At 71.7% G+C, this 17384-nt stretch carries 11 protein-coding genes and 1 CRISPR repeat array; of the genes, 6 read left to right on the forward strand and 5 right to left on the reverse strand.

Annotated features, from left to right (window positions below):
- Positions 1-34: 34 nt before the first annotated feature.
- Positions 35-955 (forward strand): aminoglycoside phosphotransferase family protein, encoded by a 921-nt coding sequence (locus ACOJVX_RS14240; RefSeq protein WP_422646823.1) that lies wholly within the window; start codon positions 35-37, stop codon positions 953-955.
- Positions 956-1291: 336 nt separating this feature from the next.
- Here the strand turns inward: ACOJVX_RS14240 and ACOJVX_RS14245 are convergent, their stop codons facing one another.
- Complete coding sequence (locus ACOJVX_RS14245) at positions 1292-2143, reverse strand: IS3 family transposase (protein ID WP_081715524.1); 852 nt, start codon at positions 2141-2143, stop codon at positions 1292-1294.
- 35 nt (positions 2144-2178) lie between these two features.
- The gene (locus tag ACOJVX_RS14250; RefSeq protein WP_030106222.1) at positions 2179-2511 is read right to left on the reverse strand and encodes a transposase; all 333 of its coding nucleotides are present in this window, start codon (positions 2509-2511) and stop codon (positions 2179-2181) included.
- A gap of 65 nt (positions 2512-2576) precedes the next feature.
- Positions 2577-4260: a CRISPR direct-repeat array (repeat unit 28 nt; unit sequence GGAACAGCCCCGCGTGCGCGGGGACGAC).
- A gap of 530 nt (positions 4261-4790) precedes the next feature.
- Between ACOJVX_RS14250 and ACOJVX_RS14255 the strand changes: the two genes are divergently transcribed.
- Positions 4791-5765 (forward strand): helix-turn-helix transcriptional regulator, encoded by a 975-nt coding sequence (locus ACOJVX_RS14255; protein WP_422646824.1) that lies wholly within the window; start codon positions 4791-4793, stop codon positions 5763-5765.
- A gap of 170 nt (positions 5766-5935) precedes the next feature.
- Here ACOJVX_RS14255 and ACOJVX_RS14260 read toward each other — a convergent pair whose 3' ends face one another.
- A complete protein-coding gene (locus tag ACOJVX_RS14260; RefSeq protein WP_422646825.1) occupies positions 5936-8785 on the reverse strand; it encodes a PEP/pyruvate-binding domain-containing protein in 2850 nt (949 codons plus the stop codon).
- Positions 8786-8795: 10 nt separating this feature from the next.
- A complete protein-coding gene (locus tag ACOJVX_RS14265; RefSeq protein WP_422646826.1) occupies positions 8796-9545 on the reverse strand; it encodes a TetR/AcrR family transcriptional regulator in 750 nt (249 codons plus the stop codon).
- Between the two features lie 357 nt (positions 9546-9902).
- On the opposite strand from ACOJVX_RS14265, the gene ACOJVX_RS14270 reads away from it, so the two are divergent.
- Complete coding sequence (locus tag ACOJVX_RS14270; protein ID WP_422646827.1) at positions 9903-11966, forward strand: DNA gyrase/topoisomerase IV subunit B; 2064 nt, start codon at positions 9903-9905, stop codon at positions 11964-11966.
- Positions 11967-12045: 79 nt separating this feature from the next.
- Complete coding sequence (locus ACOJVX_RS14275; protein WP_026420584.1) at positions 12046-14523, forward strand: DNA gyrase/topoisomerase IV subunit A; 2478 nt, start codon at positions 12046-12048, stop codon at positions 14521-14523.
- A 161-nt stretch (positions 14524-14684) separates the two neighbouring features.
- Here the strand turns inward: ACOJVX_RS14275 and ACOJVX_RS14280 are convergent, their stop codons facing one another.
- Positions 14685-15197, reverse strand: coding sequence for a hypothetical protein (locus ACOJVX_RS14280; RefSeq protein WP_026420585.1), 513 nt, complete (start codon positions 15195-15197; stop codon positions 14685-14687).
- Between the two features lie 409 nt (positions 15198-15606).
- On the opposite strand from ACOJVX_RS14280, the gene ACOJVX_RS14285 reads away from it, so the two are divergent.
- Entirely contained in the window at positions 15607-16755 is a 1149-nt protein-coding gene (locus tag ACOJVX_RS14285) for a sensor histidine kinase (RefSeq protein ID WP_051713204.1), read from the forward strand.
- Positions 16752-17357 carry a response regulator transcription factor gene (locus tag ACOJVX_RS14290; RefSeq protein WP_418155922.1) on the forward strand — a complete coding sequence of 202 codons (606 nt, stop codon included), beginning with the start codon at positions 16752-16754 and terminating at the stop codon, positions 17355-17357. The genes ACOJVX_RS14285 and ACOJVX_RS14290 overlap by 4 nt, the downstream gene beginning before the upstream one ends.
- The last annotated feature ends 27 nt before the right edge of the window (positions 17358-17384 follow it).

The following is a 17384-nucleotide window of genomic DNA, read 5'->3' on the forward strand; positions in this document are numbered from 1 at the left end:
CCCGGGACGAACCACCGCGTGCGAAGGAACCATCATGAGCGCGCGAGAAGCGGTGCACGTCCCCGAACCCCTCGTCGTCTCGTACGCGCGGGCCTTCGGCGAGGCCGGCAGGGACTGGCTGGCCGCGCTTCCCGAGCTGGTCACCCAGTCGTTGGACCGCTGGGAGCTGAGGCGGGACGGCGACGCGACCTCGGGAGCCGCCTCCCTGGTGTTACCCGTGCTCCGGGCGAACGGCACCCCCGCCGCCCTCAGGTTGCAGATGCCCAGGGAGGAGACCACCGCCGCCCTGGTCGGGTTGCGCACGTGGAACGGCAGCGGAATCGTGCGGTTGCTCGACCACGACGCCGACAGCAGCGCGATGCTGCTGGAGCGGCTCGACGGGGCACGAACGCTGTCCTCGATCGAGGACGACGACGTCGCGATGAGCATCCTCGCCGAAATCCAGGCCAGGTTGGTGTCGTCCGCCGCACCACCCGAGCTGCGCGGGCTTCGGGACATCGCGACCGACATGCTGGCGCGGGTTCCGTCCGCGATCACCGCGCTGACCGACCCGAGCGACCAACAGCACCTGCGCGGATGGGCCTCAGCCGTGGCCGAGCTGATCGACGAACCCGGTGACCGCCTGCTGCACTGGGATCTGCACTACGACAACGTCCTCGCCGCCGACCGGGAACCGTGGCTCGCGATCGATCCGGAGCCACTCGCGGGCGACCCCGGTTTTGACCTGTGGCCCGCGCTGGACAGCCGGTGGGACGACGTGGTGGCGGGCGGTGACCCACAACGGGTGCTGCGCCGACGTTTCGACCTCCTCACCGAGGTACTGCGCCTGGACCGCGCCCGGGCTGCTGGCTGGACGCTGGGCCGCCTGTTGCAGAACGCGCTGTGGGACATCGCCGACGGGGAAACCCGGCTCGCATCCTCCGCGATCACGATGTCGCGAGCATTGGGGCGTTGACCACGACCATAACGGCATTCGAGTAGTTGCGCCGGCAGCTTCCTCAGCCCGCCCAGCCCCGCCGCACGCAGAATTCCTCCACCTCCAAGAGGTCGCTCGCGCTCGTCACGTGAGGAGCAGCCCCGCGTGCGCGAGGAAGACGGTGGTCCCTGCGCTCTGGATCATGAGGGTGCAGGAACAGCCCCGCGTGCGCGGGGAAGACGACCGGCCCTTCGTCCTGCACCCTGATCAGGTGGGAACAGCCCCGCGTGCGCGGGGACGACGGCGCCGGTGGGGTGGGTGACGATGGACCGCCCCGGTGGTGTTGGAGGCCGTGCCTCCCACGCTCGTGTGCGTTCAGACCGCTGTGGCCTGTCGCCAGTGTCGTTCCTCGTACTCCAACGGTGGCCTATTCCCACACCAACTATGCAGCCTGTGGTGATTGTACCAGTGAATCCACTCCGCAGTAGCAGCGCGGACGTCCGCAACCCCCTTCCACGGGCCTTTCCGGTAAATCAGCTCCTTCTTGTACAACGCGTTGACCGACTCCGCCAGCGCATTATCGTAGGAATCACCCCGACGCCCAACCGACCGCGCGATCCCCGACCGGCTCAACCGCTGACTGTAACGCAACGCCGTGTACTGCACCCCCCGGTCGGAATGAGCCACCAAACCAGGAGACAGACGACTCCTCCGCGCCCACAGCGCCATATCCAACGCATCCAACGCCAGCGACGTATCAGCGGTATCCGACACCTGCCACCCCACAATCGCCCGCGAGAACGCGTCCACGACCAACGCCGAATACACGAACCGACTCTCCCCGAGCCGAACGTAGGTCAGATCCGTGACCCACAACCGGTTCGGCCTCGGTGCCCGGAACACCCGCTCGACCAGGTCACCGGGCTGGCCCTCGACCTGCCCGGGCAGCATCGACCGCGGCCGGCGGGACCGGGTGACCAGCCCGGTCATGGCCTCGGACCGCATCAGCCGTTCCACGGTGCAGCGGCCCACGGTCACGCCTTGGCGGTGCAGTGCCGCCCAGACCTTGCGTGCCCCGTAGAGCCGGTGCGAGTCCTCCCAAATCCGGCGGATCACCGCAACGAGTTCCCGGTCGCGGCGGTGCCGGGCGGAGGGGTTCGTCCGTCGGTTGCGAATCGCGTAGTAGGTGGACACGCTCAGCCCTACTGTGCGGCAGGATACTTCCACGGGGAACCGGTCCCGGTGGTGGTCGACGAACTCGGTCAGCTCGGTGGGCGGGGGTCCATCTCCCGGGCGAAAAAAGCCGAGGCAGCCTTGAGGATTTCGTTGGATCGGCGGAGTTCGGCGTTTTCCCGTTCCAGCCGTGCGATCCGGTCCCGGTCCGACTCCCCGGTATTCGTGGAGTCCGCCGAGCCGGTGTGGGTGCTGGGTTCACCGCTGCGGACCCAGTACCGCAAGGCCTCGGGGTGCACTCCGAGTTGGTCGGCTACCCGGGCGATGGCTCCACGTCCGGGTCCCCACTGCCCCTCCAGTTCACGGACCATCTCCACCGCGCGTCGCCGCAACTCCTGGGGGTATTTCTTCGCGGAACCCATGCTCCTCATCCTTCCTGGGGTGCAGGGCCTCCAACAAACCCAGTACGGTCCACGGCGTCACGAAGGGAACAGCCCCGCGTGCGCGGGGACGACGCCGCCTGGCTGGGCCGTACGCACCCGCTTCCAGGAACAGCCCCGCGTGCGCGGGGACGACCAACGACCCGCCCAGCAGACGCCGGGCGTTCGACGGAACAGCCCCGCGTGCGCGGGGACGACACCTCACGAAACGCGAGGCCGCGGCCGCGCTCGAGGAACAGCCCCGCGTGCGCGGGGACGACACCTCACGAAACGCGAGGCCGCGGCCGCGCTCGAGGAACAGCCCCGCGTGCGCGGGGACGACACCTCACGAAACGCGAGGCCGCGGCCGCGCTCGAGGAACAGCCCCGCGTGCGCGGGGACGACGTCTCGCCCTGGTCACAAGTCTCGGACGCGTTGGGAACAGCCCCGCGTGCGCGGGGACGACACTCCTCGACCCGGGTGATCGGGATTCCGGCGACCGGAACAGCCCCGCGTGCGCGGGGACGACCACGAGTGGTCGGACGGCGGCGGCCCGGAGCGGGGAACAGCCCCGCGTGCGCGGGGACGACCGCAGGGACCCCGCCGTCCGGACCCGGCGCCGCGGAACAGCCCCGCGTGCGCGGGGACGACATCGCTACCCGCCCCCACTCCCGACCCTTGGCCGGAACAGCCCCGCGTGCGCGGGGACGACGGCGCAGGCGTCAGCCTGGGCCTCGGCCAGCGGCGGAACAGCCCCGCGTGCGCGGGGACGACCGCTGGGGTGAGGAGCTCGGCCGGCACCCGGTGGGAACAGCCCCGCGTGCGCGGGGACGACCTCCGCCTCAGGGAAGCGGTCGTGTTCGCCGTGGGAACAGCCCCGCGTGCGCGGGGACGACCGCTGGGGTGAGGAGCTCGGCCGGCACCCGGTGGGAACAGCCCCGCGTGCGCGGGGACGACACAGCAGGCGCCCGACAAGCTGCCGCGCGGTCAGGAACAGCCCCGCGTGCGCGGGGACGACCGGGGGCGGTGGGGCGGATCTGCGGCCGCGCAACGGAACAGCCCCGCGTGCGCGGGGACGACGAGCTGTCGGGCGAGGCGGTCTCGGACGAGGCGGGAACAGCCCCGCGTGCGCGGGGACGACCACCGTGACCAACTCCCCCAGCGGACTCCCAAGGGAACAGCCCCGCGTGCGCGGGGACGACCCGAGCTCGGGGCGGGGGCGACAGCGCTGCGGGGGAACAGCCCCGCGTGCGCGGGGACGACCGACGGTCCTGTCGGACGAGGCGGTCCGGAAGCGGAACAGCCCCGCGTGCGCGGGGACGACCCCGATCAGTTCGAAGCTGGCCACAATGGCCGTGGAACAGCCCCGCGTGCGCGGGGACGACGGGGGCTTGCTGCTGGGGTCGTTCTTCGGGGGCGGAACAGCCCCGCGTGCGCGGGGACGACACCCGGGAGAAGTACTCCGGGGTGATCCCGGCCGGAACAGCCCCGCGTGCGCGGGGACGGCGACGAGTGGAACCCCACCCCGGTGCTGTCCGAGGGGAACAGCCCCGCGTGCGCGGGGACGACATGTCGGAAGTCAGGCTGTATCCGTGGCTGGCGGGAACAGCCCCGCGTGCGCGGGGACGACTCACCATCCCGTGCCCGCGCGCAGGCAGCGGCGGGAACAGCCCCGCGTGCGCGGGGACGACGGACGTGCCGGCGGTGATGCGTGAGATCAGCGGGGAACAGCCCCGCGTGCGCGGGGACGACACTTCTTGACCTGCGGCGTTACGAGCGACACGACCGATTCTCATTCACTTTCCCGACGGTCTCCCGCATCCCGCAGATCCTCCCTGCCCACAGTATCCCGTCCACCCGCCACAGCCCTCCAGCAGGCCCTTAACGACTCCACCAGGCGTCCCCACGGCCTGCCGTCGTCCTCTCGCGACCGCGAGGACATCCGCTCCGCTCGACCACGCGGCGCCCACGAGCACGAAACTGTCCGCAATTCCCGTCTTCCACCACATCACGCCATGCCTGGTGGAAAATCCACGACAACGGCCGCTGCCGCCTTCCCCTGCGGTCACCCACTCCCCCGCACAATCCCCGACCTGCGAGTTCTCGCCCCTTCGTGCGGCGAACCACGGAGACAGGCCGGCACGACCACCGACGCATGCGACCGGAGCGGCCCGTCGTTCGGCGGCGCGGACCACAGATAACGGCGGCCCTCCGACGTCCGCAGACCATCCGATCCCGAATTCAGGTCAGGAACTGCCCTGAATTCGGCAACACTGGGGCTCGTGGCCGATGTGACCCAGCGTTCCCTCGCTCTGCTGGCAGCCCTGCGGAACGGGCAACCCGTCCCCGGCGAGGAACTCGCCCGACTCCTGGAGGTCGATCAGCGGACGATTCGCCGGGACGTCGAGCGGCTCCGTGGCTACGGGTACGAGGTGGACGCGCAACCCGGCCCTGGCGGCTACTACCGCATGCCCGGCGGGAACACCGTACCGCCCATCCCCGGGGCCGTGGCCGGAGCGGACGGTCCGCCCGCCGCCAGGACGGCGGATCACGCGCTCTCCGAGAACGGCGGCAAACCCCTCGCTGCCACCGCCAGGCGTGCGCTCGACCAGCTCACCCGACCCCCGGCGACCCGAACCACCGAGCACTGCCTCCCAGGCGACGTCGACGCGGCGGGGGAACCAGGTGGGCGCACGGGCACGGGTGGGGACTCGGCTGACCTCGTGGGGGCGGCGCTTCAGCAGTGCCGAGTCCTCACCTTCGACTACACCGACGCCGCCGGCGTGGTCTCCACCCGCAGGGTCGAGCCCCACCGGCGGATGCACCAGCTGATGCGCTGGTACCTGTTGGCCTGGGACGCTGGCCGGCGGGACTGGCGGGTGTTCCGCATGGACCGGATATCGGAGCCGCGCGTCGAGGAGGCCTCGTTCGCGCCTCGTCCGCTCCCTCCGGACGATGGGGTGGGCTATCCGCGCTGGATCACGCCCCGGTCCCCGCTCCGCGTCGTGGTGACCGTGGAGGCTCCGGTGGCTGCGGTCGCGGATGTGCTGCGCCACCAGCACGTGGAGTTCCTCGCCGTCCGGCCGGACCGGACCCGGGCGGTCCTGGCCGTGGAGTCCTGGCAGTGGCTGGTGTTGAACCTCGCCTTCCTGGATGTCGAGTTCACGGTGGAGGAGCCCGAGGAGGTGCGGTCGGCGTGTGCGAGCTTCGCTTCCAGGCTGGGGTTGGCGAGCACGTCGGCCCCCGTTGCCCCGTGACGGCCCGTGCCGGTGGCGCGCTGCCAGCGGCGTGTCGACCACGGCTCGCCGGCGGTGCGGCATCGTCCACGTCGCACGCGGGCCTTCCACACCGCGCCTCGCGCATGGCTCACCTGGGGCGGGCTCGGGTCGGCGGGCCGCCGTCGGCCGGGTGACCGCACCGCGCTCCGCTAGGCCCCGGTGGGTGGGGCGCCGCCCTCGGTCGGCGGGTCGATCAGGTGGACCTCGCCGCGTTCGCCGTGGACGCGCAGCCGGTCGCCGGTGCGGATGCGCATGGTGGCGGTCCCGCATCCGACCACGGCGGGGATGCCGAGTTCCCTGGCGACGATCGCGGCGTGGGAGAGCGGAGCGCCGACGTCGGTGACCACGGCGGCCGCCCGGGGGAACAGTGGTGTCCAGCCGACGTTGGTGGCGGTGGTGACCAGCACCTCGCCCGCCCGCAGGTCCTGGGCGTCGTCCACGGAGGTGACGACGCGTGCGACGCCTTCCACGGTGCCGACGGCGCCGGGGAAACCGGTGATCGGGTTCGGGGGCTTCCGCTCGGGTTCCGGTGTCGTGGCCGCCGGTCGTGGCGCTCCGGCGGTTCGGGAGTGGTGGTTCGCGGGTTCGGGGTGTTCGGGAGAGGACGGGGCGGTGGCCGCGTCGTACAGGTCGGTGCGGCGCCTCGGGTCGGCCGCCCACCGTTCGGGGTCGAAGGGGCCTCGGATGAGGGTCGGGTAGTTCGGCAGTGCCCGGTACCGCTCGTAGGCGTCGCGGCGGGCCGGCACGGCCGCGAGGGGTCGGTCGTCGCCGGCCAGTACCCGTTCGATCTCGTGCCGTTCGAGGAGGAACAGGTCGTGGCCGTGCCCGGTCAGTTCGCCGGCGCGGAGGACGACCTCGCGGATCGCCCAGAACGCCCGGTTGACCTCGGAGCGGGTGGCTTCGCGGTCGTGGACGAGCCGGGCCCAGGAGCGCAGTTCGCGGCGGGTCCGCGTGACGTGCCGGGGGTGGTCGCGCTGGTAGCGGGCCCACGCCTGCTCGTGTTCCGCTCGGCGTTGGGTGAGCATGGCGTGGACGTCGGTGCGGGAGTCGCGGAACGCGGCGAGTTGGTGGTCGAGCCAGGTGGGGTCCTCGGCAGGCCGGGGCAGGGAGATCTCGAACTCGTCGGGGCAGCGGTGTCCCCACTGGCGGATGTGGTCCTCGGGGCTGGTGTCGCCGTTGGCGACGCTGGCGAGGCCGAGCAGGGGGCCGAGGCTCGCCAGGGGGGCGGGGTGGGCGATTCCGGTGGTCAGGGCGTTGGCGTCGACTTCTCCGACCTGTTCGGCGAGGCGCTGGCGGACCTTGACGAGCCGGTTGCCGCCGCCGCGTCCCCGGGCGGCGGCGCTCATCATGTCGAAGGTTTCCAGGCAGTAGGGCCACAGTTCGGTGCGCCACAGTCGGAGGAGCGCGTCTGGGGTGGGGGCGGTGCGGGCTCGGGCGCGGAGCGCGGCGCAACGGTCGGCGGCGGTGTCCAGGTAGGACGGGAGGCGGCGGTGGGCGATGCGGAGGCGGAGGCGGAAGGCGGTGACCAGCGGTACGAGCTCCCGCAGGGTCGCCCAGCGGCGCAGCGGGATGACGGGGACGGGTGTTCCGGGTGGGATTCGGCCGAACACGGCGGAGACGGTGTCGGCCATCTGGTCCACGGTGCGGCCGAACGCCGTGCCGAGGGACAGGCTGGTGGAGAGGTTCAGGTAGAAGCGGCCGCCGATGTTCCCCCAGGTGGGGTGCCCCTGGCAGGAGGGGATGCCCATGGTTCGGAGCATGAAGACCTGGACGAAGGACCAGGTGGCGGGGGTCATGACGCTGGGGATGGCCTCGCCGAGGTTTCCGTTGGTCCAGAGGTAGTCGCCGAGCCGGCTGTCGTTCCACTCCTCACGCCGGGTGGCGGTGCCGCTGCCCCGGTGGCGGCGCGGTCGAGGGGGGCTGGTGGCGGGTGGGCGGCCCTCGGCGGGCGTCCTCGTGGTGGTGTCCTCGGGTGGAGCGGAGGAGGGCGGCCTGGCGGGGGTGGTGTGCTGGTCGGTGGCGGGTAACGGGGGTGCGGGTAGTCCGGTGATGGGGCGGGCCTGGAGCAGGTGCGGGGTGCCGCTGTCGTCGAGCGCCCACTCGACGTCGCTGGGGTGGTCGTGGAGCGCGTCGACGCGCCGTCCGAGGTCGGCGAGCCGGGTGATGTCCTGCTCGGTGAGCACCGGGGCGTGGACGAGGTGGTCGTCGATGGCCTCCTCGCGGACGCCGCCGTCGACGGGGACGGTGCGGACGGTCTTGGCGCTGGTCGTGCGGTGGCTGACCCGCCCGGTGCGCTGGTCGACGATGACGGTGTCGGGGTTGACCTGGCCGGACACCACCGAATCCCCCAGCCCCCAGGAGGCGTTGATGACCAGTTCGTCGCGGCTGCCGGTGAGCGGGTTGGCGGTGAACAGCACGCCGGCGGCGCGGGCGGGGACGAGGAGTTGCACCACGACGGCCATGGCGACGGTGGCCGGGTCGACGTCGTGCCGCTCCCGGTAGGCGACGGCCCGGGGTGTCCACAGGGAGGCCCAGCAACGGGTGAGCGCGTGGAGGAGGTCCCGTTCGCCCCGCACGTTGAGGAAGGTGTCCTGCTGGCCGGCGAAGGACAGTTCGGGCAGGTCCTCGGCCGTGGCGGAGGAGCGGACGGCGACGGGTGGGGCGTCGGGGCCGAGGTCCCGGTAGGCGGCGGTGACGGCGTCGGCGACCTCGGGGGGAACCGGCCACGGTCCGGGGTCGGCGGTTCCCGCCCTGGTCGCTCCCGGTTCCGCCAGGCCGGCTCCCGTCCCCGCCCTCCGACCCGGTCGCGGGTGATCGGCGTGGGCGGCGCGGTAGGCGGTGGTGGTGATGTGGAAGCCGGCGGGGACGGGGAGTCCGGCGCTGACCAGGCGGTCCAGGGACGCTCCCTTCCCGCCGACGAGGGCGAGGTCCGCCCCGCCAGCGCCGAGCGGGAGGACGAAGGGGTGGGTGACCTCGTTGTCCACCAGTGGGCTCCTCATCCGGCCTGGGTCAGGCCACCTCGTTCTCGTAGCGTTCGATGGTGAAGCGGGCGGCCTCGGCGAGGTAGGCGGCGGAGGCGGCCGCCACGCCCTCGGTCTCGGTGACGCCGAGCGGGCTGCCCCGGTCCAGCGCTCGGCACACGGTGTCGGCGACCAGTTCGGCGGCGTCGTCGCCGGTGATGGCGAACTCGTCCGGCATGAGTGGTCTGGTGAGCAGGAAGCCGTAGATCGTGGCGGTGCCCAGGGACAGTTGGGCCGCCAGCGTCTGGTCGGTGCGGACCCAGCCGCCGGCGCGCAGGTGCTCCAGGTAGCGGGGGAAACCGACGGACAGCGGTGGTCTTGCGGTCGGGGCTCCGGTGGTGAGCAGGCGGCCGAGGACGTCCCGGTCGCGGGTGAGGACGGCGAGGAGGAGGGGCCGGCGGGCGATGACCCGGTAGGAGTGGGCGAGCACTCCTCGCAGGGTGTGACCGGCGGGGTCCTGGGCGGCGAGGTCGCGGATCTCGGTGGCGGCGAGGGCCCGTTCGCGGCGGAGCAGCGCGAGGAAGAGCGCGTCCCGGCTCTTCCAGTGCAGGTAGATGGTGCCCTTGGCGACGCCGGCCGCGCGGGCGATGTCGTCGATCGTCGTCTTCTGGTAGCCCCAGCGCAGGGTGAGGGCGGAGGCGGCGTCCAGGATCCGCCCGGCCCGGTCCCGGCGGGTGTCCCCGCTCGCCGCCGCGTCGTCCCGTTCGTCACTCGCCACCCGCACCCCTCCGAACCTCATGACCAGAATCGTTCATCCGGTCATGATCAACGGTACACCCCGAGCCGGGGATGACGGGGAGAGCCCCGGCGCCGCGGAACGCCCTCCCGTGACGGTGCTCACCGAGAGTGCCGATCACCCCGGGTCGCGAGCCGTGACCGAGGGCGATACCACGTGGTCTCGCGGGACCCCGCACCGGCTGGTCCCACCGTGGGCGTCGTCGCCGTCAACGCGGAGTCATTTCGGACAACCACCAGGTCAGAGCCGAAGGCGAAGAGCTCCCCTTGCCGTCGGTATGGTCCAGTACGGTGATCCGCCAGTTCGCGACGACTCCGTCCGCGGGCACGTCCATCGGCCACGATTCGGGAGAACGACCCTGTGACTGCGTCAGCTGAAACCATCTACGGGGCCGATGACCTCACGCATCTGGAGGGCCTGGAGGCGGTCCGCAAACGTCCTGGCATGTACATCGGATCGACTGACAGCAGGGGCATCAACCACCTCTTCAGCGAGGTCGTGGACAACTCGACCGACGAGGGTGTGGCCGGGTACGCCACCCGCATCGTCGTCACCCTGCACGCCGACGGCAGCGTCCAGGTCGACGACGACGGCAGAGGAATCCCCACCGGGGTGCACGCCAAGTCCGGGATCTCCGGGGTGGAGCTGGTCCTCACCCGGCTGCACGCGGGCGGCAAGTTCGGTGGTTCCGGGTACAAGACCTCCGGTGGCCTGCACGGCGTCGGCGCCTCCGCGGTGAACGCCCTGTCCCACCGGTTCGACGTGACGGTGCGCCGTGACGGCCTGGTCCACCAGATGTCCTTCGCCCACGGCGCCCCCGGCGTGTTCGACGGCCCCGGGGCGCGGGCCAAGTTCACGCCGCGGTCCGGCTTGCACGTCACGGGGAAGATGAAGCGGGACGAGACCACCGGCACCTCGATCCGCTACTGGCACGACGCCCGCTACTTCGAGACCGGCGCCGCGCTGGACGTGGAAGGGGTGCGGTCGAAGCTGCGGAACACCGCCTTCCTGGTGCCCGGTGTCACCTACGTGCTGCGCACGGCCACCGAGGACAGCATCAGCGAGGAGACCTTCCACTTCCCCAACGGGCTGCCCGACATGGTGGACTTCCTGGCGCCCACCGGTGATCGGGCGGTGTCGGGCACGCTGGTGGTCTCGGGTGAGGGCACCTACAAGGAGAACGCCGCCGACGAGAACGGCGTGATGCAGTCCAACGTGCCACGACGCGCCGAGGTGGAGGTGGCCTTCCGCTGGGGCACCGGGTACGAGCGAACCGTGGAGTGCTTCACCAACACCATCCGCAACGTGCACGGCGGCACCCACCGCAAGGGGTTCGAACGGGCGGCGGTGAAGGCGCTGCACGCGGCGATCGCCCGCACCCGGGGGCTGCTGCGCGCGAAGGAGGAACCGCCCACCCTCGAGGACGTGCTGGAGGGGATGACGGCGGTCATCCACGTGCGCATCCCCGAGCCCCAGTTCACCTCGCAGACCAAGGACGAGCTGTCCACCGCCGGGATCACCAAGGTCGTGCAGGCCGTGGTCGAGGCGCACCTGCGGGAGTGGACCGAGGACCGCAGGACCAAGGTCGAGGCCAAGACCGTCCTGCAGAAGATCGTCGACGCCTCCCGGGTGCGGCTCACCCAGAAGCAGCAGAAGGACGCCGCGCGCCGCAAGACCGCGTTGGAGGGCGCGGCGATGCCGGCGAAACTGGTGGACTGCCGCACCACGGGGGTCGCCCGCAGCGAACTGTTCCTGGTCGAGGGGGACAGCGCCCTCGGTTCCGCCCGGTTGGCCCGGGTCTCGGAGTACCAGGCGTTGCTGCCGCTGCGGGGCAAGATCCTCAACGTCCAGAAGGCCAGCCTGGCCGACACGCTGCGCAACGCCGAGATCGCCTCCATCGTGCAGGTGCTGGGCGCCGGCTCGGGCCGGACCTTCGACCTCTCCGCGATGCGGTACGGCCGGGTCATCCTGATGGCCGACGCCGACGTCGACGGCTCCCACATCCGCACCCTGCTCATCACGCTGTTCGCGAAGCACCTGCGGCCGGTCATCGAGGACGGCCGGTTGTACGCGGCGATGCCGCCGCTGCACAAGATCACCACGCGGGGACGGAAGCCGCAGACGCACTTCACCTTCACCCAGCGGGAGATGGAGAGCACCGTGGCCCGGCTGGAGAAGGCGGGGAAACAGGTGGTCACCCCGGTCCCCCGGTTCAAGGGCCTCGGTGAGATGGACGCCGACGAGCTGTGGGAGACGACGATGAACCCGGCCACCCGGTCGGTGCGCCGCATTACCCTCGCCGAGGCTGACGCCGCCGCCGCGGACGAGGCCCTCGACCTGCTCATGGGGGAGAAGGTCGAGCCGCGTCGCGCCTGGCTGGTGCGCTCGGCCGCCCGGGTCGACCGGGCGGCGATCGACGTCTGAGCCACTCCCCTCCGCGCGCCCTCCGCGCGCGGACACCGACTCGGGGCATGACCCCACCTCGCCAAGGAGAAGCTGAGCAATGGCACGCCGGAAGGGCAGCGCGCAGACCAAGGTGGACCCGACCGCCTTCGACCAGCCGGGCAGACATGTCGTGGACAACCCGGTGCACACCGAGATCGAGGACTCCTACCTGGAGTACGCGTACTCGGTGATCCACTCGCGGGCGTTGCCCGACGCCCGGGACGGCCTCAAGCCGGTGCACCGCCGCATCCTGTTCTCGATGCACGAGCAGGGGTACCGGCCCACCCACGCCTACGTGAAGTCCTCCCGGGTGGTCGGGGACGTGATGGGCAAGTACCACCCGCACGGTGACACCGCGATCTACGACGCGATGGTGCGGTTGGCGCAGGACTTCTCCATGAACGTGCCCCTGGTCGACGGGCACGGCAACTTCGGTTCCCCCGACGACGGGCCCGCGGCCAGCCGGTACACCGAGGCGCGGATGTCGCCGGCGGCGCTGCAGCTGGTCGCCGAGCTCGGTGAGGACACCGTCGACTTCCGGCCCAACTACGACGGGTCGTTGGAGGAGCCGGCCGCGCTGCCGGCGGCGTTCCCGAACCTGCTGGTCAACGGCACCTCGGGGATCGCGGTCGGCATGGCGACGAACATGATCCCGCACAACCTCGGCGAGGTCGTCGCGGCGGCCCGGTGGTTGATCCGGCACCCGGACGCCCCCCTGGACAAGCTGATGGAGTTCGTGCCCGGCCCGGACCTGCCCACGGGGGGCATGCTGTTGGGCCTCGACGAGGTCCGCAAGGCCTACGAGACGGGCCGTGGTGTGGTGCGGATGCGGGCCAAGGTGGAGACGGGTCCGCTGCCGGGCAGCCGGGGTCGGCAGGCCATCACCGTCACCGAGCTCCCCTACGGCGTGGGGCCGGAGAAGATCATCGAGAAGATCACCGACGAGGTGAACAAGTCGAAGCGGCTCACCGGGGTCGCCGACGTCAAGGACCTCACCGACCGGGAGAACGGCACCCGGCTGGTCATCGAGTGCAAGGTGGGCGTGAACCCGCAGGCGCTGTTGGCCGACCTCTACCGCCTCACCCCGTTGGAGCAGTCCTTCGGGATCAACAACCTCGTCCTCGTCGACGGCGAGCCCCGGACGCTGGGTCTGAAGGAACTGCTGGAGGTGTTCCTGGCCCACCGGTTCGAGGTGGTGCGACGGCGGACCACGTTCCGCCGCCGCAAGCGATCCGACCGGTTGCACCTGGTGGAGGGCCTGATCCGGGCCCTGGTCGACATCGACCGGGTCATCCGTCTGATCCGGGAGAGTGACGACGCGAAGGCCGCGAAAGAAGGTCTGATCGCCCGCTTCGACCTCTCCGAGATCCAGGCGACCTACATCCTCGACACCCCGCTGCGCCGGCTGACCAAGTACGACAAGGTGGAGCTGGAGGAGGAGCGGGAGCGGTTGACCGGGGAGATCGCGGAGCTGTCCCGGATCCTCGACGACGAGGCCGTCCTGCGGAGGCTGGTGTCGACCGAGCTGGGGCGCATCGCGAAGGAGTTCCCCACCGAGCGGCGCACCACGCTGATCGACGGGGACCTCAAGGAGGTGTTGGCGGCGTCGAAGCCGGCCGGTCCGCTGGAGATCGCCGACGACCCGTGCCAGGTCATCCTCTCCGCCACCGGGTTGGTGTCCCGGACGGCCGCGGCGTCGGAGGAGGCCGCGGAGGCCCGCCGCCGCAACGGGCGGGTCCGGCACGACGCGGTCGCCGCCGTGGTCGACTCCACGGCCCGAGGGCAGGTCGTGCTGGTCACCAGCCACGGCCGGGGCATCAAGACGGACGTGCTCCCGTTGCCGGTGTTGCCGCAGCAGTCGGGCATCGTCTCCCTGCGCGGGGGGATGCCGGTGCGGGAACTGGTGTCCCTCGCGCCCGGGGAACGTGTGCTGGGGCTCGCCCCGCTGGGCGACCAGATCGGGGACTCCCCCGGCCTGGCCCTGGGCACCAGGCAGGGCGTGGTGAAGGTGTGTTCGCCGGAGTGGCCGGTCCGGGCCGACGAGTTCGAGCTGATCGCGCTGCGCGAGGGCGACGAGGTGGTCGGGGTGACGTGGTTGGCCGACGGCCAGGAGTCCCTGGTGTTCGTCTCCTCCGACGCCGCCCTGCTGCGCTACTCGGCGACGCTGGTGCGTCCGCAGGGGTTGCGGGGTGGGGGCATGGCCGGCATCAACGTGAAGGGCGACGCCAGGGTGGTCTTCTTCGGCGCGGTGGCCGAGGACGGTGAACCGGTGGTGATCACGGCGACCGGGGAGACGGTGAAGGTGACCCCGTTCGGCGAGTACCCGGCGAAGGGCCGCGCCACCGCCGGGGTGCGGGCGCAGCGGTTCCTCGCCACCGAGTCGGAGCTGTCCACCGCGTGGGTGGGGGCGCGTCCGGCCCCGTCGACCGGGAACGGGACGCCCGTGGAACTGCCCGATCCCGACGAGCGGCGCGACGGTACCGGCGCACCCGCCGAGATTCCCGTGGTGGTCGGTTACCTCCTCGAACGCGACTGAGCGTTCGCCGGGGTCGCCCCCCGTCCGGGGTGGAACGCGCCCGGCCCGCGCGGTGCCGGTTGACCGGTCGCGCGGGCCGGGCACGGGTGCCGCCACCGGCGCGGTGGCGGCACCCCGGGGTGAGGACGTCCGCCCCCGACGCGAACGCCCTCACCCGTGTCTCACATGAACCAGCCGGCGGCGAGGTCACCGAAGAAGCCGAACAGCACGCCCCAGGCGACGATCGCGACCGCCTGCCAGACGTAGACGCTGCGTTTGGTGGCGCCGAGGGCGACGAGGGCGGGGGCGGTGATCTGGCTCGCCACCACGATCGGCCCGAGGAGGCACACCCCGGGGACGCCGAACCGGTCGAGGTACTTGGCGATCTTCTGCTTGCGGCGCGGGGCGTCCGCGCCACCACCGCCGCCGTTGCCCCGCCGGCGGGTCGCGGCGACCCGGGCCTTGCTCGCGAGCGCGATGAGCGCGAAGGTGACGATCACGTTCCCGAGGATCGCCGCCGGGACCGCGAGCCCGGCGGGCACGCCGACGAGCACCCCGAGGAAACTCCCCAGGTAGGACTCGATGAAGGGGATCGCACCGGCGATCAGCAACACGCCGACCTGCTGCCAGGTCTCGGCGCCCGCCGCGAACTCGGCCAGTTGGGCGAAGAGGTCGGTGATGAAGTTGCTCTCCACGGTAGGCGGGTCTCCTGTCATGCTGGGGGTACGGTGCCGCGAGGTGGTGGCCGCCCGGGAGGGGCCGCCGTACCTCGCTCCCCGAGTGTTCGTCGTGCGGCCGGCCGGGCGTAGGGCCGCGACGTCACCTCTCCGACATGACGCGGTGTCACTGGTGGGACGACACCTGGGTGCGCTGTCCTGGCGGGGTGGAGGGAACGTCGGGCCGTCCCGGGTCGGTTCCTGGACGGCGGTGTGGTCGAGGTCGCCCAGCACCTTGTCGGCGGCCGCCCGCCGTCCCCAGCGCACCAGGCCCGGCCGTCGCGCACACTGGTCGACGTGGTCACCTGTCGGGAGCCGGACCGCCGCCAGCCAACGGGGCGAGGCGGACGAACAGCGGGGAACAGGCTCCTCGGGAAGGATCACCGGAGTGACGAGGAGGGACCCGTCGCCGCACGGCGGGAAGGACACGGCCCCCGCCCCCGAGGCGTCGGTGGCGGCGCGGCAGACGATACGACAGCGGGAGATTCGGTCCTTCGTCATCTCGATCGTGGTGATGGCGGGGGCCGGACTGGTGACGACCACGGTGTGGTGGACCGCGCTCGTCGCGATCCCCAGCCTGGCCCTGTCGACGGCGCTGCTGTTCCGAGGCTGGGACCGCCCCCCGAACCCGCTGCTCCTGGCCGGGTCGGGACTCCTCGGAGTCCTCGCCCTGGTGGTCACCTCGCTGACCTACTCCAATTTCACGGGCTCCACCGGCCTCGCGATCACCGCCGGGGTGTGGATCGCCCACCGCCCCCGCGACCGGCTCGTTCTCACCCTGCTCGCGTGCCTCGGGATCGCGGCCCTGACCTGGGCGACGGCCCTGCTCAGCGGGAACTCCGGCGGCGTCTACCAACTGGTGGTCATGATGTCGATCACCGGGTCGGTGTGGATCGTGGCCCTCGTCGAGTCGCACACCCAGGACCGGCTGTTCGACCTGCTGGAACGCGAGAAGGACCACGAACGCGAGCTGTCGATCCTGCGGGAGCGCAACCGCTTCGCCGCGGACCTGCACGACATCCAGGGCCACACCTTGCACGTCATCAAGCTCAAGGCCGCCGTGGCGGCCAAACTCCAGCACACGGATCCGGAACGCACTCGTCAGGAGCTTGAGGTGATCCAACGCCTCGTGGCGGACACGATCGGGCAGGCACGGCAACTCGCCAACTCCACCCACGCGCTCGTCTTCTCCACCGAGCTGTCCAACGCCGTCGAACTCTTCCGCGCGGCGGGCATCACGACACGGGTGGACCGGACCGAGGACGACCCCGGCCCGCACGAGGCGCACTTCGCCCTCGCCCTGCGGGAGGCGACGACGAACGTCCTGCGCCACGCCAGGCCCGGCGAGGTGACGATCACCTCGAGCGCCGACACCCTCAGCGTGCGCAACGACGGTGCCGACATCAAGGACGCCGCTCCCCTGCGGGGCCTGGCCACCCTCGCCGACCGCGTTCGCGCGGTCGGCGGCACCCTGACCGCCGACCGCGACGGCGGCGTCCACACCCTGACGGTCACCTTCCCGACGGAGGCACGATGACGATCACCGTGCTCCTGGCCGACGACGAACGGCTGATCCGCTCCGCCCTGGCCACCCTGCTGCCCTTGGAGGGCGACATCGACGTCGTCGCCGAGGCGGGGACGGGGACCGAGGCCGTCGCCGCCTTCGAACGGCTGCGACCCGACGTGGCGGTCCTCGACCTGGAGATGCCCGAGCTGGACGGGCTGCACGCGGCGGAACGCATCCTCGACCAGGTACCGGGGCAGGCCGTGCTCATGCTGACCCGGTACGCCCGCCCGGGGACCCTTCGGAGCGCCCTGCGGTTGGGGGTGCGCGGCTTCCTCGGGAAGGACTCCGAGGCGTCACTCATCGCCTCCGCCGTCGCGGAGGTCGCCGCCGGCGGTCGGTACGTCGACGCGAACATCTCCGCGCAGGCCCTCATCGACGACTGCCCACTGACCGAGCGGGAACGGGACGTGCTGCGGGTCGCGGGTGACGGCTACTCGGTCAAGGACATGGCGAAGATCCTGCACCTGGCGCCCGGGACGGTCCGCAACTACCTCTCCAGCGCCATCCAGAAGACGCACACGAACACCCGGCACGACGCGGCCCGCTACGCCCGCGAACACGACTGGCTGTAGGCGGGGTTGTGCGCTCCTGCCCAGGGG

Origin of the sequence: Actinoalloteichus caeruleus (assembly GCF_049311605.1) — a bacterium.
GTDB lineage: Bacteria > Actinomycetota > Actinomycetes > Mycobacteriales > Pseudonocardiaceae > Actinoalloteichus_B > Actinoalloteichus_B caeruleus.